At 47.9% G+C, this 19,198-nt stretch carries 18 protein-coding genes; 17 read left to right on the plus strand and 1 reads right to left on the minus strand.

Going from position 1 to position 19,198, the window contains the following annotated elements; genetic code table 11:
• Positions 1-12: 12 nt before the first annotated feature.
• The 12 genes from coaBC (at position 13) to spoVM (ending at position 12,739) form a co-directional block, all read left to right on the plus strand.
• On the plus strand, positions 13-1,230 hold the full coding sequence (coaBC, locus tag BTA30_RS06600; protein WP_076760469.1) for a bifunctional phosphopantothenoylcysteine decarboxylase/phosphopantothenate--cysteine ligase CoaBC: 1,218 nt from the start codon (positions 13-15) through the stop codon (positions 1,228-1,230).
• Positions 1,227-3,644 (plus strand): primosomal protein N', encoded by a 2,418-nt coding sequence (priA, locus tag BTA30_RS06605; protein WP_076760470.1) that lies wholly within the window; start codon positions 1,227-1,229, stop codon positions 3,642-3,644. The genes coaBC and priA overlap by 4 nt, the downstream gene beginning before the upstream one ends.
• Positions 3,645-3,674: 30 nt before the next feature.
• Entirely contained in the window at positions 3,675-4,157 is a 483-nt protein-coding gene (def, locus tag BTA30_RS06610) for a peptide deformylase (protein WP_076760471.1), read from the plus strand.
• A gap of 4 nt (positions 4,158-4,161) precedes the next feature.
• Positions 4,162-5,115, plus strand: coding sequence for a methionyl-tRNA formyltransferase (gene fmt, locus BTA30_RS06615; RefSeq protein WP_076760472.1), 954 nt, complete (start codon positions 4,162-4,164; stop codon positions 5,113-5,115).
• The gene (gene rsmB, locus BTA30_RS06620) at positions 5,102-6,451 is read left to right on the plus strand and encodes a 16S rRNA (cytosine(967)-C(5))-methyltransferase RsmB (protein ID WP_076760473.1); all 1,350 of its coding nucleotides are present in this window, start codon (positions 5,102-5,104) and stop codon (positions 6,449-6,451) included. The genes fmt and rsmB overlap by 14 nt, the downstream gene beginning before the upstream one ends.
• Entirely contained in the window at positions 6,448-7,536 is a 1,089-nt protein-coding gene (gene rlmN / locus BTA30_RS06625; protein ID WP_076760474.1) for a dual-specificity RNA methyltransferase RlmN, read from the plus strand. Before rsmB ends, rlmN begins: the two co-directional genes overlap by 4 nt.
• A gap of 6 nt (positions 7,537-7,542) precedes the next feature.
• Entirely contained in the window at positions 7,543-8,307 is a 765-nt protein-coding gene (locus BTA30_RS06630) for a Stp1/IreP family PP2C-type Ser/Thr phosphatase (RefSeq protein WP_076760475.1), read from the plus strand.
• Positions 8,301-10,277, plus strand: a complete 1,977-nt coding sequence (pknB, locus tag BTA30_RS06635; protein ID WP_076760476.1) for a Stk1 family PASTA domain-containing Ser/Thr kinase — start codon at positions 8,301-8,303, stop codon at positions 10,275-10,277. The genes BTA30_RS06630 and pknB overlap by 7 nt, the downstream gene beginning before the upstream one ends.
• A 12-nt stretch (positions 10,278-10,289) precedes the next feature.
• Positions 10,290-11,168, plus strand: coding sequence for a ribosome small subunit-dependent GTPase A (gene rsgA / locus BTA30_RS06640; RefSeq protein ID WP_076760477.1), 879 nt, complete (start codon positions 10,290-10,292; stop codon positions 11,166-11,168).
• 3 nt (positions 11,169-11,171) lie between these two features.
• The gene (rpe, locus tag BTA30_RS06645) at positions 11,172-11,825 is read left to right on the plus strand and encodes a ribulose-phosphate 3-epimerase (RefSeq protein ID WP_076760478.1); all 654 of its coding nucleotides are present in this window, start codon (positions 11,172-11,174) and stop codon (positions 11,823-11,825) included.
• 91 nt (positions 11,826-11,916) lie between these two features.
• Positions 11,917-12,561, plus strand: coding sequence for a thiamine diphosphokinase (locus BTA30_RS06650; RefSeq protein WP_076760479.1), 645 nt, complete (start codon positions 11,917-11,919; stop codon positions 12,559-12,561).
• Between the two features lie 97 nt (positions 12,562-12,658).
• Complete coding sequence (gene spoVM / locus BTA30_RS06655; protein WP_003221545.1) at positions 12,659-12,739, plus strand: stage V sporulation protein SpoVM; 81 nt, start codon at positions 12,659-12,661, stop codon at positions 12,737-12,739.
• Positions 12,740-12,859: 120 nt separating this feature from the next.
• Here spoVM and rpmB read toward each other — a convergent pair whose 3' ends face one another.
• Positions 12,860-13,048 carry a 50S ribosomal protein L28 gene (rpmB, locus tag BTA30_RS06660; RefSeq protein WP_076760480.1) on the minus strand — a complete coding sequence of 63 codons (189 nt, stop codon included), beginning with the start codon at positions 13,046-13,048 and terminating at the stop codon, positions 12,860-12,862.
• 279 nt (positions 13,049-13,327) lie between these two features.
• Here rpmB and BTA30_RS06665 point away from each other — a divergent pair, with 279 nt between their 5' ends.
• The 5 genes from BTA30_RS06665 to recG all read left to right on the plus strand — a co-directional run bounded on the left by BTA30_RS06665 (position 13,328) and on the right by recG (position 19,174).
• Positions 13,328-13,690: an Asp23/Gls24 family envelope stress response protein gene (locus tag BTA30_RS06665; protein WP_076760481.1), complete on the plus strand. Its 363-nt coding sequence runs from the start codon at positions 13,328-13,330 to the stop codon at positions 13,688-13,690.
• 17 nt (positions 13,691-13,707) lie between these two features.
• Positions 13,708-15,381 carry a DAK2 domain-containing protein gene (locus BTA30_RS06670; RefSeq protein ID WP_076760482.1) on the plus strand — a complete coding sequence of 558 codons (1,674 nt, stop codon included), beginning with the start codon at positions 13,708-13,710 and terminating at the stop codon, positions 15,379-15,381.
• 177 nt (positions 15,382-15,558) lie between these two features.
• Entirely contained in the window at positions 15,559-16,221 is a 663-nt protein-coding gene (gene sdaAB / locus BTA30_RS06675; RefSeq protein ID WP_076760483.1) for an L-serine ammonia-lyase, iron-sulfur-dependent subunit beta, read from the plus strand.
• A 24-nt stretch (positions 16,222-16,245) separates the two neighbouring features.
• Entirely contained in the window at positions 16,246-17,148 is a 903-nt protein-coding gene (gene sdaAA, locus BTA30_RS06680) for an L-serine ammonia-lyase, iron-sulfur-dependent, subunit alpha (protein WP_076760484.1), read from the plus strand.
• A complete protein-coding gene (gene recG, locus BTA30_RS06685; RefSeq protein WP_239693587.1) occupies positions 17,126-19,174 on the plus strand; it encodes an ATP-dependent DNA helicase RecG in 2,049 nt (682 codons plus the stop codon). The genes sdaAA and recG overlap by 23 nt, the downstream gene beginning before the upstream one ends.
• Positions 19,175-19,198: the final 24 nt, after the last annotated feature.

Below are 19,198 nucleotides of genomic sequence, written 5' to 3' on the forward strand. Positions count from 1 at the left end.
GGGGAGAAAACGATGCTGAAAGATCGAAACATCCTGCTCTGTGTAAGCGGAGGAATTGCTGTATACAAAGCAGCCGCATTGACAAGCAAGCTTGTGCAGGCAGGTGCCAATGTAAAAGTTATCATGACAAAATCCGCCTGCGAATTTGTTTCCCCGCTCACCTTCCAGGCGCTCTCGCGTCATGACGTATATACAGATACATTTGAAGAGCGGAATCCTCGCGTGATTGCCCATATCGACGCTGCGGACTGGGCTGATCTGGTGATTGTTGCACCTGCAACAGCCAATATCATTGGCAAGCTTGCCTCAGGGATTGCTGATGACATGCTGACGACGACGCTATTAGCGACAACAGCACCTGTGTGGATCGCTCCAGCCATGAACGTTCATATGTATGACCACCCGGCCGTGAAACGGAATATCAGCGTTCTCTACAATGACGGCTGCCGGTTTATCGAACCGAGTGAAGGCTATCTTGCGTGCGGCTATGTCGGCAAAGGCAGACTGGAGGAGCCGGAACGGATCGTCCAATTGGCTGAAGAGCATTTTGCAGTCGCCAAAACCGCCTCATTAGCCGGGAAACATGTTGTGGTCACAGCAGGTCCGACAAGGGAGCAAGTCGACCCTGTCCGCTTTTTCTCAAACCGTTCGACGGGGAAAATGGGCTATGCCTTTGCTGAAGAAGCGGCTAAACAAGGCGCGCGCGTGACGCTGGTTAGCGGGCCGACATCGCTTGAAGCTCCGGCAGGGGTTGACGTTGTACAAGTCCAATCGGCAGAAGAGATGTATCATGCGGTCTTATCCGTATTCCAAGACAGCGACATTGTCATTAAAACCGCGGCTGTCGCGGATTATAAGCCGAAATATGTCCACGACCACAAAATGAAGAAAAAAGACGGCAATCTGGTGATTGAACTTGAACGGACAAAGGATATTTTAAAAGAGCTGGGCCAGCGGAAAACAAAGCAAATTCTGATCGGCTTTGCTGCCGAAACGCAACGTGTTGAAGACTATGCCAAAAAAAAGCTGACAGCAAAAAACGCCGATATGATTGTCGCCAATAATGTCACAGCAGAAGGCGCCGGTTTTGGAACGGAGACCAACGTTGTAACGGTTTATCATCAAGACGGGAGAAAGACAGCACACCCTCTGATGACGAAACAAGAGGTTGCCGCTGAAATCTTAAAGGAAGCCGCTGAGCTTACCGGACGGAGCGGGAAATCTTCATGAATTTCGCAGAAGTGATCGTCGATGTCACCACAAAAAATATCGACAGACCGTTTGACTACCGCATCCCCGAGAAATGGAGGGGGATGATCAAAAAAGGGATGCGGGTGATCGTTCCTTTTGGCGCCCGTAAAATACAAGGATTTGTCATTCGTGTAAAAGAAGCTTCAGATCTCGCTGGGCGTTCGGTCAAAGAGATCGAGGAAATCCTTGACTTGACGCCTGTTTTAACGGAAGAGCTGCTTGAATTGTCTGACTGGCTGACAGAAAAAACGCTGTCTTATAAAATTACGGCGCTGCAGGCGATGCTGCCTGCGGCAATGAAAGCGAAGTACGGCAAAGAAATCAAGGTGATCGGAGACCTTCCGCTCCCTGAACCGCTCAAGAGCCTGTTTTCGGAAAAAAAAGCACTTTCCTATTCTGATATAGAAGATCACCGGCTGTTAAAACTTATCCAGCGTCAAGTTCAAGAGGGCAACCTTGAAGTGGCATACAAGGTAAAGCAAAAAACAAACAAGAAAATGCGCAGAACGATAACGCCCCTCTGTTCGAAAACAGAATTAAAAGAAGCGCTGACTGAACTTTCCCCGCAGGCTGTTAAACAAAAAGTGATTCTTGAGTTTTTCATCGGGAGTGATGAGGGGATGGCAGTGCCGGCACAGGATCTTTTGGGCAAAACCGGAGGGTCTTCGGCATCCTTAAAAGCGCTGATCCAGAAAGGCCTGCTGAAGGAAAGCGAGCAGGAGGTTTACAGAGATCCTTATCAGGACAGAATGTTCAAAAAAACCGAACCGCTTGCTTTAACAGAAGAGCAGGCGCACGCATACAAAGCGATTTCAGAAGCGATCGAAAAACAGGCTCATGACGTGTTTCTTCTTCACGGTGTCACCGGAAGCGGCAAAACGGAAATCTATCTGCAATCGATTGAAAAAGTGCTGAAAGCCGGTAAGGAAGCGATTGTCCTCGTTCCTGAAATTTCTCTGACGCCGCAGATGGTCAACCGCTTTAAAGGCCGCTTCGGCTCACAGGTGGCGGTTTTGCACAGCGGACTTTCAACAGGGGAAAAATACGATGAATGGCGGAAAATCCACCGCAAAGAGGTCCGTCTTGTCGTTGGCGCAAGGTCGGCCATTTTTGCCCCGTTTGAAAACCTCGGCATGATCATTATCGATGAAGAGCATGAAACATCATACAAACAGGAGGAAATGCCGAGATACCATGCGAAAGAAGCGGCGATTAAACGGGCCGAATACCACCGGTGTCCGGTCGTCCTCGGCAGTGCGACACCGACGCTTGAATCATTTGCTCGGGCCAAAAAAGGCGTGTACAAGCTTCTTTCTCTCAAGTACCGCGTCAACCATCAGGTCATGCCTGACGTTTCTCTCGTCGATATGAGAGAGGAATTGAGAAGCGGAAACCGCTCCATGTTTTCCAAAGACTTAATGGCAGAGCTTGAAGCAACGCTTGAAAAAGGTGAACAGGCCGTCCTGTTTTTAAATAAAAGAGGTTATTCCTCGTTTGTCATGTGCAGGGACTGCGGTTATGTCATTCAGTGTCCGCATTGCGAAATTTCCCTGACATACCACAGGTTTGGACAACGTCTTAAATGCCACTACTGCGGCTATGAAACCGGGATGCCGTCAAGCTGCCCTGAATGCGGCAGCGAGCACATCCGTTATTTTGGAACAGGAACACAGCGGGTTGAAGAAGAATTGACGAAAATACTGCCGGCAGCCAGGGTGATTCGCATGGATGTCGATACAACCTCAAGAAAAGGAGCCCATGAAAAACTGCTTTCATCCTTTGGAAGAGGGGAAGCCGATATATTGCTCGGCACGCAAATGATCGCCAAAGGGCTTGATTTTGAAAACGTCACGCTCGTCGGGGTGCTGAGCGCCGATACGATGCTTCACATCCCCGATTTCAGGGCAGCTGAAAAAACGTTTCAGCTGATGACACAGGTCAGCGGAAGAGCGGGGCGCCACGAAAAACCGGGCAGAGTCATTATTCAAACTTATACTCCGTCACATTACAGCATTCAGCTGACGAAAACGCATGACTATGAAACGTTTTTCCAGCAGGAAATGCTGCACAGGAAGGAACAGGCTTATCCGCCGTATTATTATTTGGCGCTTGTCAGCGTTTCACACGAGGAAGTGACGAAGGCGGCGCTTGTCACGGAAAAAATCGCCCACTACTTAAAAGCGAACATTACCGGCGATGCGAAAATCCTCGGACCTGTCGCCTCGCCGATCGCCAGGATCAAAGATAGATATCGCTATCAATGCGTGATAAAATACAAACAGGAAAACCAGCTTGCATCTTTGTTTAAAACCATTATGGATCATTACAAACGCGATATTGAACAAAAACAGCTGACGATTTCGATTGATATGAATCCTTATATGATGATGTAAGAAATAACAGCGTGATGGAGGGCTTTTAGATTGGCAGTAAAACCGATCGTGACGTACCCGGCAGAAGTTTTGGAAACCCCTGCCGAGCCCGTTGCGGTTTTTGATAAATCATTAAAAAAACTACTCGATAATATGTACGATACGATGCTTGAACTCGATGGAGTCGGACTTGCCGCCCCGCAAATCGGCGTCTCAAAGAGAGCGGCGGTCGTCGATATCGGCGATGAAACAGGAAAAATCGAGCTGATTAATCCGGAGGTCATCGAGCAAAGCGGCGAACAAACGGGGCCTGAAGGCTGCTTGAGCTTTCCTGATCTCTACGGTGAAGTGAAGCGGTCCGATTATGTAAAGGTGAAGGCATTCGACCGCCGCGGAAAATCGTTCACAATAGAAGCGGAAGGTTTTTTGGCGCGAGCGCTGCTGCACGAAATCGACCATTTAGACGGCATTTTGTTTACATCAAAGGTAACGCGCTATTATGATGTGAAAGAACTTGAGGAAATGGAAGGATGATTGGATGACAAGGATCGTTTTTATGGGGACGCCGGATTTTTCAGTTCCGGTGCTCAATACGCTGATTAAAGACGGCTATGATGTGGTGGGTGTTGTCACTCAGCCCGACCGTCCGAAAGGCAGAAAAAAAATCATGACACCGCCTCCGGTTAAGGAAGAAGCGCTGCGACACGGCATCCCTGTGCTTCAGCCTGAAAAAGTGAAAATAGAGGAGGAGACGGACAGGATTCTTCAGCTTGAGCCGGATTTAATCGTAACGGCAGCTTTTGGCCAAATCCTGCCGAAGAAGCTTTTGGATTATCCAAAATACGGCTGCATCAATGTCCATGCGTCCCTTCTGCCGGAGCTGCGCGGAGGAGCGCCTATCCATTACTCCATTCTCGAGGGCAAAACTAAGACAGGCGTGACGATCATGTACATGGTCGAAAAATTGGATGCCGGTGATATGCTCGCCAAAGTCGAAGTTGAAATCGAGGAAGAAGATAATGTCGGCGCGCTTCATGATAAATTGAGCAAAGCGGGAGCCGCGCTTCTTTCTGAAACGGTTCCGAAAGTCATTGACGGCTCAGTGACTCCTGAAAAACAAGATGAAGAAAAAGCGACATATGCGCCAAACATTAAACGGGAGCAAGAGCAGATCGACTGGTCAAAGCCCGGCGAAATTCTATACAACCAAGTCAGGGGCTTAAACCCTTGGCCTGTCGCCTACACGCTGCTCGGCGGCCAGACATTGAAAGTCTGGGCGGCTCAAAAGGCTGCGGGTGCAAAACAGGCAAAGCCGGGAGAGATTATCAGCATTGAAAAAGACGGCATTGTCGTCGCTTCGGGAAATGAAACGGCATTAAAATTGACGGAAGTGCAGCCTGCAGGCAAAAAAAGAATGAAGGGCGAAGATTTTGTAAGGGGTGCGGCCCTTCAGCCCGGAATGAAATTAGGTCATAACGATGAAGAAAAGTAATGTCAGAGAAGTTGCTCTCGATGCGCTGATCAAGCTCGACCAAAATCAGGCATACAGCAACCTTTTGCTCCAGTCCGTCATGAAAGCGAACGATTTAAACGATAAGGACAGAGGTTTGCTGACAGAACTCGTTTACGGAACCCTTCAAAACAAGCTTGCTCTCGATTATATGCTGAAGCCGTTTATGAAAAAGCCGGAAAAGGTGACACTATGGGTGATTCACCTTTTAAGAATGTCGCTGTACCAAATGGAATACTTGGAGAAAATACCTGACCGCGCCGCACTTTTTGAAGCGGTTGAAATCGCGAAAAAACGCGGACATAAAGGCATTTCTTCATTCGTTAACGGGGTGCTGCGCTCCGTTCAGAGGGAGGGTGTTCCTTCTTTTGATGAGATTGCCGACCCGATTGAGCGATTGGCGGTTGAAACGAGCCATCCGGAATGGCTGGTCAGTGAATGGACCGATGCTTACGGATTTGAAGCGGCCGAGCAAATTTGCCGGGTCCATATGATTCCGCCGAAGCAGACGCTTCGGGTCAACACCTTGAAAAACGACAGAGACGGACTGCTCAAACGCCTCAGTGAAGCAGGATTCGAGGCGGAAGCAGGCGACTTGTCCAAAGACGCCGTAAAACTGCTAAAAGGAACCATTGCCGCGAGTCCTTTTTTCAAAGAAGGCGATGTAACCATTCAGGATGAAAGTTCGATGCTCGTTGCAAGGGCCCTCGGGCCTGAACCGGGAGAAACCGTGCTTGACGCGTGTGCAGCTCCGGGCGGAAAATCGACCCATATCAGCGAGCTCCTTCAGAATACAGGGAAGGTCGTTTCCCTTGATCTTCATCAGCATAAAGTCAAGCTGATCAGGGAAGCTGCGGGGCGGCTCGGGCTTTCAAACATCGAAACAAAGGCGATGGATGCCAGAAAAGCGGGGGAAGCTTTTCAGCCGCAGCAGTTTGACCGGATTCTCGTTGATGCGCCATGCTCAGGCTTTGGCGTTATTCGCAGAAAACCGGATCTCAAATACAGCAAAACACCCGAAGACAGCGCCCGTCTTGCCGGGATTCAGCTTGCGATTTTAAACGAAATCGCACCTTTGCTGAAAAAAGGCGGAACACTGGTCTACAGTACGTGTACGATGGACCGGACAGAAAACGAACAAGTCATGCATGCTTTTTTAGAAGAACACGATGAATTTGAGCCTGACCATAGCCTTTCAGAACGGCTGCCGGAAAAAGCGGCGCCTTATGTGCAAAGCGGGAGCGTTCAAATTCTTCCTCATTATTTCGGTACAGACGGCTTCTTTATTTGCAGCATGAGAAAGAAGGGATCACAATGATGGAATCAAAACAAAAAGTGAGAAAAGAATTGCGGACAGAGAAACCGTCCATTTATTCTTTTGAAATAGATGAAATAAAAAGCTGGCTTGCGGAAAACGGCGAAAAGCCTTTCCGCGCCTCGCAGGTTTTCGAATGGCTCTATGAAAAAAGAGTCACTTCGTTTGATGAGATGACAAATCTTTCAAAGGAGCTTCGCGCCAAGCTGAAGGAGCATTTTGTATTAACAACGCTGAAAACGGCCGTCAAGCAGACATCTCAGGATGGAACGATGAAGTTTTTATTTGAGCTGCATGATGGATACACGATCGAAACCGTATTAATGAGGCATGATTATGGCAATTCTGTTTGTGTCACAACACAGGTAGGCTGCCGAATTGGCTGTACATTTTGCGCGTCGACGCTCGGGGGGCTGAAGCGGAATCTGGAAGCAGGCGAGATCGTCGCACAGGTTGTCAAGGTGCAGCAGGCGCTTGATGAAACAGATGAACGCGTCAGCTCAATCGTCATCATGGGGATCGGTGAACCGTTCGATAATTTTCAGGAAATGCTTGCGTTCTTAAAAATCGTCAACCATGATAAAGGGCTGAATATCGGAGCCCGTCACATCACAGTATCAACGAGCGGCATCATTCCGAAAATCTATGAGTTCGCTGATGAAAAACTGCAAATCAACTTTGCGATTTCACTGCACGCGCCAAACACCGAGATCAGAAGCAGGCTGATGCCGATCAATAGAGCATACAAGCTTCCAGACCTGATGAAGGCGATCGATTACTACATTAAGAAAACAGGCAGAAGGGTTTCCTTTGAATACGGCCTTTTCGGCGGTGTCAACGATCAGGTCGAACACGCGGAAGAACTGGCTGAACTGTTAAAAGGAGTCAAATGCCATGTCAATTTGATTCCCGTCAATTATGTACCTGAACGAGACTATGTCAGAACACCTAAAGAACAGATTTTCGCCTTTGAAAAAACATTAAAGTCTCATGGAGTAAATGTCACGATCAGAAGAGAGCAAGGCCATGATATTGACGCTGCCTGCGGACAGCTGCGTGCGAAGGAGCGACAAGAAGAGACGAGGTGAAAAAGGTTGAAGACAGCCTTAAAGACGGACAGGGGAAAAATACGCCAGCACAATGAAGATGATGCGGGCATTTTTACAAAAAAAGAGGAGTTTATTTTGGCCGTTGTCTGCGACGGAATGGGAGGTCATCTTGCCGGCGATGTGGCGAGCAGGATGGCGGTCTTATCCCTTCAAGACATCTGGGAGCAGACCGAGGATATTCCGGCGGCACCGGCTGAGAGCGAAGCATGGCTGAAAGAGCAGATTACAGCCGTCAATCAAAAAATCTATGACCATTCAAGGGCGCATGAAGAATGCCAGGGAATGGGGACGACTGTCGTCTGCGCTTTTTATACGGGGAAAACGCTGACGATCGCCCATATCGGAGACAGCCGCTGCTATCTCCTGCATGAAGAAAGCTTGACTCAGCTGACCGAAGACCATTCACTTGTCAATGAACTTGTGCGGACAGGGGGGATTTCGAAAGAAGACGCTGAACACCATCCGCGGAAAAACGTGCTGACAAAAGCGCTCGGTACAGATCCGGAAGTGCAGGTCGAGACACACTCCTTTGAAATCGAACCTGGTGACCAAGTGCTTTTATGCTCTGACGGTCTGACGAACAAAGTCGATGATGTGAAACTGAAAGAGCTGCTTCAAGCTTCTTCCTCTCTTGAGGAAAAAGCTGAGCAGCTTGTTCAGATGGCTAATGACAACGGCGGTGAAGATAACATAACCGTTGCGTTATTGGAACTTCCTTCACAAAATGAAGAAGGTGAAGACAAGTGCTAATCGGCAAAAGGATCAGCGGACGCTACCAAATCCTGCGCGCAATCGGCGGCGGAGGAATGGCTAACGTCTACTTAGCTGAGGACATCATACTCGATCGGGAAGTCGCGATTAAAGTTCTGCGGTTTGACTTCGTTCATGACACCGATTTTATCAGGCGGTTCAGAAGGGAAGCACAATCCGCTGCGAGCCTCGATCACCCTAATATCGTCAGCATTTATGATGTCGGGGAAGAAGATGACATCTATTATATCGTGATGGAGCATGTAGAGGGGATGACCCTGAAGGAATACATAAACCGAACCGGCCCCCTTCATCCAAAAGAAGCGGTCCAAATCACGGAGCAGATCGTGTCCGCCATCGCGCACGCCCACGAGAATCAAATCGTTCACCGGGATATCAAGCCTCACAACATTCTGATTGACCATATGGGGCACATTAAAGTGACCGATTTCGGCATTGCCATGGCATTAAGCTCAACGACCATCACGCACACCAACTCCGTTTTAGGCTCTGTCCATTATCTGTCGCCTGAACAGGCAAGGGGCGGACTGTCTACGAAAAAATCAGATATTTATTCGCTTGGCATTGTGCTGTTCGAGCTTTTGACGGCGCGCACCCCGTTTGAAGGAGAATCAGCGGTCAGCATCGCACTCAAGCATCTGCAATCGGAAACGCCTTCAGTGAAAAGGTGGAATCCGGCCGTGCCGCAAAGCATAGAAAACATCGTGCTCAAGGCCATGGCCAAAGATCCGTTCCACAGGTATGATGCAGCCGAAGAAATGGAAAGCGACTTGAAGGCGGCTTTTGATCCGGACAGAATCAATCAAAAAAAATTCGCCATTCCGTCTGATGATGAGATGACTAAAGCTATCCCGGTCATCAAAGATCTGCCTCAAGACACGGATGGACAAGCCGGCGCCCCGGATGACGCGGAGGAGGCTCCGGCTTTATCAAAAAAAGAAAAAAAGAAACAGGCAAAAGCAAACAAGAAGAAAAAAAGAAAGAAATGGCCTCTTGTTTTGCTGACGCTGTTTTTCATTCTGATCACCTCAGCCATCCTGGCTCTGACGGTATTTCCATCGCTGTTCATGCCTAAAGATGTAGAGGTTCCGAATGTTGCGGGACTTGATTATGAAGAGGCCGTCACAACGCTTGAAGGGGAAGGGTTTGAAGTTGATCCGAATGCCGAAGATGTGGCCGACGAAAAAATTGAAGAAGGGCTGATCGTCAAATCAGACCCGGCAGCCGGCGATGTCGTGAAGGAAGGCTCGACAGTCAAGCTTTATAAAAGCTCAGGGAAAGAGAAAAAAGAAGTGGACGATGTCGTCGGCCAAAAAGCCGATGCCGCCCAAAAGCTTCTTGAGCAAAAAGGCTTTAAACATATAAAGACAGAAGAGGTGCATGATGAGGAGGAAGCAGGCACCATCATTGAACAGCAGCCGTCGGCAGGAACGGAGATCATCCCTGGCGACGATGAGATCAAATTAACGGTCAGCCTCGGACCGGAAGATATTACATTAAGAGATTTAAAAACATACAGCAAACAAGCGGCTTCAGGCTATTTGGAAGATCATCAGCTCGTCCTCGTTGAAAAGGAAGCACACTCTGAAGACGTTCCCGAAGGCCAAGTCATCAAACAAAAGCCGGAAGCCGGATCGACTGTCAAACCCGGAGATAAAGTAGAGGTTACATTTTCTCTAGGCCCTGAAAAAAAACCGGTCAAAACGGTGACTGAAAAAATCGATATCCCCTATGATCCGGATACGGAGGGGGAGGAGCTGACGGTCCAGATCTCGATCGATGATGAAGAGCACAGCATTTCTGATGTCTATGAAAATTTCAAAATCACGGCGCCGGCCGAGCGCACGATCAAATTCAGGATTGCACCAGGCCAAAAAGGGTATTATCAAGTAACCGTCAATAATAAAGTAGTCAGGACAAAAACGATTGAATATCCTGATGAAGAATAAAGGAGGTGCAGTATGCCTGAGGGCAAAATCATTAAAGCATTAAGCGGCTTTTACTATGTATTGGATGGCGAAAAAGTGATTCAGTGCAGAGGAAGAGGCGTTTTCAGAAAGAACAAAATAACCCCTCTTGTCGGTGACGATGTCGTGTATCAAGCGGATCATGATAAGGAAGGCTATCTTCTTGAAATCAAGACAAGAGTCAATGAATTGGTCAGGCCCCCGATCAGCAATGTGGATCAGGCTGTTCTCGTATTTTCAGCGAAAGAGCCGACTTTCAGCACGTCGCTTTTGGATCGTTTTTTAGTGCTTGTTGAGGCCAATGATATTCAACCGATTATTTGTATTACAAAGATGGATTTGGCAGAGGATTCGAGAGAGCAGATTCATCAGTATGCGGAAGACTATCGAAATATCGGGTATCCTGTTTATTTGACGTCAACCGAAAGCGGGAGCGGCATGGAAGAGGTTATACCTCACTTTCAAGACCGGATCACCGTTTTTGCAGGCCAGTCCGGCGTAGGAAAATCTTCGCTTTTAAATGCAATCAGTCCGGACCTTAAACTGAAAACCGACGGTATTTCCGCCCATTTGGGAAGAGGAAAGCATACAACGCGCCATGTCGAGCTGATTCATATAAACGGAGGGCTTGTCGCTGACACACCGGGGTTCAGTTCGCTTGAGTTCACAGGCATTGAAGCAGAAAACCTAGGATATACGTTTTTGGAGATCGGCGAAAAGAGCGCAGAATGCAAATTTCGCGGATGTCTGCATATAAAAGAGCCGAATTGCGCCGTTAAAAAAGCGGTGGAAAACGGGGAAATCGCTTCATACCGATATGATCATTACGTTGAATTTTTAACAGAGATAAAAGATAGAAAGCCGAGGTATTAAGATATGGTATATGTTGCTCCTTCGATTCTTTCAGCCGATTTTGCCCGTTTAGGGGAAGAGATCAAAGATGTTGAACAAGGCGGTGCCGATTTCATCCACATTGATGTGATGGACGGGCATTTCGTTCCAAACCTGACCATTGGACCGCTTGTTGTTGAAGCCGTCCGCCCGATTACGGAACTTCCGCTTGACGTTCATTTGATGATCGAGCATCCGGATCGCTATATCCCTGCATTTGCAAAAGCGGGAGCGGACATTCTTTCCGTTCATGCCGAAGCTTGTCCGCACCTTCATCGGACAATCCAGCTGATCAAGGAACAAGGAATTAAAGCGGGTGTCGTATTAAATCCGCATACCCCTGTTCAGCTGATCGAACACGTGCTGGAAGACCTTGATCTCGTGCTGCTGATGACCGTGAATCCGGGATTTGGCGGACAGTCGTTTATTTCTTCAGTCGTTCCGAAAATCAGGCAGGTCAAAGAGCTTGCTGAACAAAAAGGGCTTTCCGGCCTGCTGATCGAAGTTGACGGAGGCGTCAACAGAGAGACTGCGGCCCAGTGTATAGAGGCGGGGGCAAACCTGCTTGTCGCGGGCTCTGCCATCTATAATGAAAAAGACCGTAAAAAAGCGATTTCCGACATAAAAGGAGCGCTCTGAATAGAAACGTTCAGGCGTATTCCGCTCTAAAAAAAGAGCCGGCTCCCTGAGCTGCGCTCTTTTTTAGAGCGGGTACAGAAAGGATAAAGCGATGAAGAATATCAATATTGTAGCTGGAGGACCCAGCCATCTCATTCCTGATTTGTCATTGTATCAAGAAAAAAATACACTTTGGATCGGCGTCGACAGAGGCGCGGCGGCGCTTCTTGAAGCAGGAATCGTGCCCGATGAAGCGTTTGGAGACTTTGACAGCATTACAGAAGAGCAGAAAAAAGCGCTTGAAAAAGCCGCCCCCCGCCTTCATATCTATCAAGCAGAAAAAGATAAGACCGATTTGGACCTCGCACTCAGCTGGTCGATCGAGCAGCAGCCTTCTTCCATCAGGATGTTTGGCATTTCGGGAGGAAGAGCAGATCATTTTCTCGGAAATCTGCAGCTTCTTTATCAAACGCTCCCAAAAAAAGTCACTACTGTGATGATCGACCGGCAGAATGAGATCAGCATGTTTTCCCCGGGCTCCTATACCGTCAAGCAGGATGAAACAAAGCCGTATGTCTCATTCCTGCCGTTTGCAGAAACGGTTAAAAACCTTTCTCTCGAAGGATTTAAGTATTCTTTAAATAAGTGTCATATTGCTCTCGGTTCCACACTATGTATTAGTAACGAACTCATCCATTCACAAGGTGCTTTTTCGTTTACAGAAGGCATATTAATAATGATAAGAAGCACTGATTAAAATATCCTGGCTACCCGCTCGGCGGATGTTTGGAGATCCGGTTGTCAGAAAAGACTGGCGATACATGCGGTTACGGGACTCTTGAGGAGGGAACGCAATGAAATTTTATACCATTAAATTACCGAAGTTTTTAGGGGGGATCGTCCGGGCGATGCTTGGCTCGTTTCGGAAAGATTAGAAGCGCCCGTGCGCTTTTTTTGAGTGTTTTTTTAAAATCGGCTGCTCCTTCCCGGACTAAAAAAGAACGTGAAAACGCCTGCCTTAGGATACAGTCGCTTAGGCAGGCGTTTATTTTTTCTTATACACGCTCAACTTTTCCAGATTTCAAAGCTCGAGCAGATACATATACTTTTTTAGGCTTGCCGTTCACAAGGATACGCACTTTTTGAACGTTAGCGCCCCATGTGCGTTTAGAAGCGTTCATTGCGTGAGAACGAGAATTGCCAGAACGTACTTTTCTGCCTGTAACAACGCATTTACGTGCCATTTGTTTCCCTCCTAACTCTCAAAAAAACATCATCATTCTTTATCGATTTGATCATTGTGATGCTTCAGATACTTTAATAATTTACCACAGCTGAAAACCGTTTGCAACTATTGATTACGATACTTTCAAGAATAATCACTTGACATCTTGAAAAAATGAACGCGCTGTAGTATAAGTAGGGTTAGGTTAGACAGAAGCTTGCCTGTTCTTTTAAAAAGAAGGTCCTTATAGTAGAATGATGATAACTCGGTCTTGCAGACTCAAAAAGGAGGAACCGACGTGTCCATTGAATTTCGAACAAAATACGGACAGATTGATATATCAAATGAAGTCATCGCCATGGTTGCCGGAGGTGCGGCGATCGACTGCTACGGGATCGTAGGTATGGCATCTAAAAACCAAATCAAAGACGGACTGACTGAAATCCTCAGAAAAGAAAACTTCAGCCGGGGTGTTATTGTCCGTCAGGAAGAAGATCGTATTCATATTGACATGTACATCATTGTCAGCTACGGAACGAAAATTTCAGAAGTGGCACACAATGTTCAAACAAAAGTCAAATACACGCTGGACCACACAGTAGGTCTTGCAGTTGATTCTGTAAATATTTACGTTCAAGGAGTACGAGTGACGAACCCGTAGTTAGGAGGAAAACAAGAGTGTCTATGCGAACTTTAGATGGGAAAGCTTTTGCAGACATGGTTCTGTACGGTGCGCACCATCTGTCTCAAAACGCAAATGTAGTTGATGCGTTAAATGTATTTCCGGTTCCAGATGGAGATACGGGAACAAACATGAATTTATCGATGACTTCAGGTGCAAAAGAAGTGGAGCAAATCGATACTGAAAATATCGGAAAAGTGGCGGCGAGCCTTTCAAGAGGGCTCTTGATGGGAGCGCGCGGCAACTCAGGGGTTATTCTGTCCCAGCTGTTCCGAGGCTTTGGAAAGTCGATTGAACAAAAGAGCGAAATCAACGCAAAGGAATTTGCCGCTGCGTTTCAGGCAGGGGTTGACACCGCCTATAAAGCGGTCATGAAACCTGTTGAAGGCACGATTTTGACGGTTGCCAAAGATGCGGCCAAAAAAGCCGTCCACACCGCGCAAACTGAAACCGATATCATCAGTGTTATGGAAGCCGTGGTAAGTGAAGCGTCCGCTTCATTGAAGCGGACCCCCGAACTGCTCCCTGTTTTAAAGGAAGTCGGTGTTGTGGACAGCGGCGGAAAAGGGCTTCTCTACGTATATGAAGGATTTCTTGCTTCCTTAAAAGGAGAAAAGCTTTCTGATAAGGGGGCCGCTCTTCCATCATTGGACGATCTTGTCAGCGCTGAACATCACAAAAATGCGCAAAGCCAAATGAACACCGAAGACATCGAATTCGGCTATTGTACGGAGTTCATGGTTAAGCTTGATCAAGGTAAAAGAAGCTTTAATGAAGACACTTTCCGTCAGGATTTAAGCCGCTTCGGGGATTCTCTGCTTGTCGTGTCAGACGAAAACCTTTCCAAGGTGCATATTCATGCCGAATATCCCGGAGAGGTCATGACCTATGCTCAAAAGTACGGCAGCTTGATCAATATGAAAATTGAAAATATGAGAGAACAGCACAGCGCGATCCTCAGCCAAAATAAAATCGAGACCGCTGCTCCGGCGCCAAAGACTGCCGCTGCAAAACAGCCGTACGGCATTGTCACGGTGGCGATGGGAGAAGGAATTGCTGAGCTTTTCGAAAGCATCGGGGCTACAGCTGTGATAGAAGGCGGCCAAACGATGAATCCAAGCACAGAAGACATCGTGCAGGCGATACAAGATGCCAATGCGGAAACCGTCGTGATTCTGCCGAATAACTCAAACATCGTCATGGCGGCAAACCAGGCAGCAGACGTCGCTGAACAAAACGTCATCGTCATTCCGACAAAGACCGTTCCTCAGGGGATGGCTGCATTGCTCGCATTCAATCCTGCTCTGGATGCCGAAGAGAACGAGACGAACATGCTTGAAGCGAAAGATGATGTCAAAAGCGGACAAATCACCTACGCTGTCAGAGATACAAACATAGACGGCATCGACATCAAAAAAGGCGACTTTATGGGCATATTAAATGGAAAAATCGTTGAAACCGCACCTGAGCAGTTAACGGCGGCCAAAAAACTGATGGCGAAAATGATCGATGAAGACAGTGAAATCGTCACGATCATCAAAGGCGAAGACGCTTCAGCGGAAGAGGCGGAAGAGCTTGCCAAATTCATCAGTGAAACTTATGAAGAGGTTGAAGTTGAAGTTCACAACGGAAATCAGCCGCTGTATTCTTATATTTTGGCTGCGGAATAATGATTGAAGCAGAAGGGCATTTTTCCGAGGCCCTTCTCTTCTTTTGGCTTTTTTTAAAGCCTTAAAAGTCTAAAGGGCGATTGTCTGCTTGCCAATTGCTGTGTGATCGATTAGTCTAAAAAAAACGGCTTTTTTCCTCCGTAAAGCGGGGGAATCTCTGTGTAAAGGGGGATAATGATGAAGTACAGAAGTGTGTTTGATATTATCGGGCCCGTCATGATCGGTCCGTCAAGCTCCCATACGGCCGGCGCAGCCAGAATCGGCAGGGTCGCCAGAAGCGTGTTTGGGAGAGAACCGAAAAAAATCGTAGTTTCCTTCTACGGCTCTTTTGCCGAGACCTATAAAGGACATGGAACAGATGTGGCGATCATCGGCGGCGTTTTAGATTTTGATACATTTGATGAAAGAATCAAAGATTCGATCCGCCTTGCCGAAGAAAAGGGAATTGACTTAGAGTTCCGGGAAGAAGAAGCGGTGCCCAAACATCCGAATACAGCCCGCCTCCTCATCTCAGATGATGAAGGCTCCCTAGAGCTTGCAGGCATATCAATCGGCGGGGGGAAAATCGAAATCATCGAGCTGAACGGCTTTAAATTGAGATTGTCGGGAAACCACCCCGCCATTTTAGTCGTCCATAACGATCGGTATGGAACGATCGCAGGCGTTGCCAATGTACTGGCGAAATTTGCGATCAACATCGGCCATATGGAAGTGGCCCGCAAAGACATCGGCCAGGAAGCGCTCATGACCATTGAAATCGATCAAATGATCGATCCGTCCGTATTTGAAGAATTGAGAGCGCTGCCGAATATCATTGAGGTGACACAGATCGCAGACTAAAAGGACATGGAAGGGGGAGATTAGATGTTTCGAAATGTGAAAGAATTAATTCAGCTGACAAAAGAGAAGAACGTCTCCATATCCGAAATCATGATCACCCAGGAGATCGCGGTGTCAGGCCGGACGCGGGAAGAAATCTTCAAGCAGATGGAAGCCAACTTAACCGTCATGGAAGACGCTGTCCAAAAAGGAATCAACGGTGTTGTCTCACACTCCGGACTGACGGGAGGAGACGCTGTAAAGCTTCACGCTTATCTCAAATCGGGAAAAGGACTTTCTGGAGATGTCATCCTTGATGCTGTCAGCAAAGCGGTCGCGACAAATGAAGTCAATGCCGCGATGGGAACGATCTGTGCAACCCCGACAGCGGGTTCGGCAGGCGTTGTTCCCGGAACGTTGTTCGCGGTTAAAGACAAACTTCATCCGACAAAAGAGCAGATGGTCCGTTTTTTATTCACATCAGGGGCGTTCGGATTTGTCGTCGCCAACAATGCAAGCATCTCAGGAGCTGCAGGAGGGTGTCAGGCTGAAGTCGGCTCAGCCTCCGGAATGGCGGCAGCGGCTATCGTGGAAATGGCGGGAGGAACACCTGAACAGTGTGCCGAAGCGATGGCAATCGCCTTGAAGAACGTGCTCGGCCTCGTTTGCGACCCTGTCGCAGGCCTTGTCGAGGTTCCTTGTGTCAAACGAAATGCGATGGGCGCCGCAAATGCAATGGTTGCGGCAGATATGGCGCTTGCCGGTATTACAAGCCGCATTCCGTGTGATGAAGTGATTGATGCGATGTATAAAATCGGCCAGACGATGCCGACGGCATTGAGAGAAACAGGCCGGGGCGGCCTCGCCGCAACGCCGACCGGGAAAGAACTGGAGAAAAAAATATTCGGAGGGGCGTCAGCTGCACGTGAAAAACAATCTGCAAAATAGTATATCTGTTATAAAAGGAGTCGGGACGGAAACGGAAAAAACATTAAACGAGCTTGGCATCTATGACATTTCCGATCTTTTGAACTACTTCCCGTACCGATATGACGATTATGAATTGCGCGATTTGGAAGAAGTGGCACACGAGGAAAGAGTGACGGTTGAAGGGAAGGTTCACAGCGAACCTTCTCTTACCTATTACGGAAAAAAGCGAAGCCGCCTCACGTTTCGGCTGCTGGTCGGAAACTATCTGATCACGGCGGTCTGCTTTAACCGTCCGTATTTGAAAAAGAAACTGGCCATCGGGTCGGTTGCCACCATTTCGGGAAAATGGGACAAGCATCGGCAGTCGGTGATGGTCCAGGAGCTTAAAAACGGGCCGCATCAAGGTGACCAGACGATTGAACCCGTCTATTCTGTAAAAGAAAATATCACGGTGAAGACGATGAGGAAATTGATTCAGGAAGCCGTCCAGAGCTATTTACAGTTTGCCGAAGATCCCCTGCCTGAAAAGCTTCGTCTCTCCTATAAGCTTCTTTCTTACCAGGATGCGTTAAAAGCGATTCACAAGCCTGAGTCAAGGGAAGCTTTAAAACAAGCGCGGCGCCGTTTTGTTTACGAAGAATTTTTGCTGTTTCAGCTCAAAATGCAGGCTCTGCGAAAATTTGAGCGGGAACAGTCTGACGGGATCAGACACACCTTTAAACAAGGTGATGTGGATGCGTTTGTCAAAAGCCTTCCGTTCACATTGACAAACGCTCAGGCGAAAGCGCTCGGCGACATTTTAAGAGATATGGTTTCCGAGTATAAAATGAACAGGCTGCTTCAGGGGGATGTAGGATCAGGCAAAACGGCCGTCGCCGCGATCGCGTTATATGCCTCCCTTCTGTCTGGTTTTCAGGGGGCGATGATGGTGCCGACTGAAATTTTGGCCGAACAGCACGCAGATTCATTGGTTTCCCTGTTTGAAAAGCACAATATCAATGTTGCGCTGTTAACAAGCTCTGTTAAAGGGAAGAGAAGAAGAGAGCTTTTAGAAAGATTAAAAGAAGGGGAAATTGATATATTAGTCGGCACACATGCTCTGATTCAGGATGATGTCCACTTTAAACAGCTGGGGCTTGTGATCACTGATGAACAGCACCGCTTTGGCGTTGAGCAGAGAAAAAAATTAAGAAGCAAGGGGAAAGACCCCGATGTTCTGTTTATGACAGCGACGCCGATTCCGAGAACACTTGCGATCACGGTGTTTGGAGAAATGGATGTTTCAGTCATCGATGAAATGCCGGCGGGGCGAAAGCGGATCGAGACATACTGGGTCAAGCACGATATGCTGGAACGGATTCTCACCTTTATTGAAAAAGAACTGAAAAAAGGCAGACAGGCGTATGTCATATGTCCGCTGATTGAAGAATCAGACAAGCTTGATGTACAGAATGCGATCGATGTGCACAGCATGCTGACTCATGCTCTGGGGGGAAGATGGCAGGTCGGCTTGATGCACGGAAAACTGTCCAATGATGAAAAAGAACAGGTGATGAGGCAGTTCAGCAGCAACGAGTGCCAAATACTCGTCTCAACAACTGTTGTTGAAGTCGGTGTGAACGTTCCGAATGCGACCGTCATGCTGATCTATGATGCCGACCGGTTCGGCCTTTCACAGCTTCACCAGCTTCGCGGCCGTGTCGGACGGGGCGATCATCAGTCGTATTGCATTCTGATGGCAGACCCTAAATCTGAAACGGGCAAAGAACGGATGAGCATCATGTCGGAGACAACGGATGGCTTTGAGCTTTCTGAAAAGGATTTGGAATTAAGAGGGCCCGGCGATTTCTTCGGCAAGAAGCAAAGCGGAATGCCGGAATTTAAAGTCGCAGATATGGTTCACGATTACCGCGCGCTGGAGACGGCAAGAAGAGACGCCGCAGAACTCGTTTCGTCAAATGCGTTCTGGACGGATGCCGAATATGCGGTTTTAAGAGAGCATTTGCAAAAAAGCGGAATCATGGACGGCGAAAAGCTGAGCTGACCGGTGTTCGGGAAAAATGGTCTT

Origin of the sequence: Bacillus swezeyi, assembly GCF_001969815.1 — a bacterium.
Taxonomy (GTDB): Bacteria; Bacillota; Bacilli; order Bacillales; family Bacillaceae; genus Bacillus; species Bacillus swezeyi.

Coding starts and splice junctions, on each gene's coding strand:
- coaBC (WP_076760469.1), top strand. CDS start 13: ATGCTGAAAGATCGAAACATCCTGCTCTGTGTAAGCGGAGGAATTGCT.
- priA (WP_076760470.1), top strand. CDS start 1,227: ATGAATTTCGCAGAAGTGATCGTCGATGTCACCACAAAAAATATCGAC.
- fmt (WP_076760472.1), top strand. CDS start 4,162: ATGACAAGGATCGTTTTTATGGGGACGCCGGATTTTTCAGTTCCGGTG.
- rsmB (WP_076760473.1), top strand. CDS start 5,102: ATGAAGAAAAGTAATGTCAGAGAAGTTGCTCTCGATGCGCTGATCAAG.
- rlmN (WP_076760474.1), top strand. CDS start 6,448: ATGATGGAATCAAAACAAAAAGTGAGAAAAGAATTGCGGACAGAGAAA.
- rsgA (WP_076760477.1), top strand. CDS start 10,290: ATGCCTGAGGGCAAAATCATTAAAGCATTAAGCGGCTTTTACTATGTA.
- rpe (WP_076760478.1), top strand. CDS start 11,172: ATGGTATATGTTGCTCCTTCGATTCTTTCAGCCGATTTTGCCCGTTTA.
- BTA30_RS06650 (WP_076760479.1), top strand. CDS start 11,917: ATGAAGAATATCAATATTGTAGCTGGAGGACCCAGCCATCTCATTCCT.
- spoVM (WP_003221545.1), top strand. CDS start 12,659: ATGAAATTTTATACCATTAAATTACCGAAGTTTTTAGGGGGGATCGTC.
- rpmB (WP_076760480.1), bottom strand. CDS start 13,048: ATGGCACGTAAATGCGTTGTTACAGGCAGAAAAGTACGTTCTGGCAAT.
- sdaAB (WP_076760483.1), top strand. CDS start 15,559: ATGAAGTACAGAAGTGTGTTTGATATTATCGGGCCCGTCATGATCGGT.
- sdaAA (WP_076760484.1), top strand. CDS start 16,246: ATGTTTCGAAATGTGAAAGAATTAATTCAGCTGACAAAAGAGAAGAAC.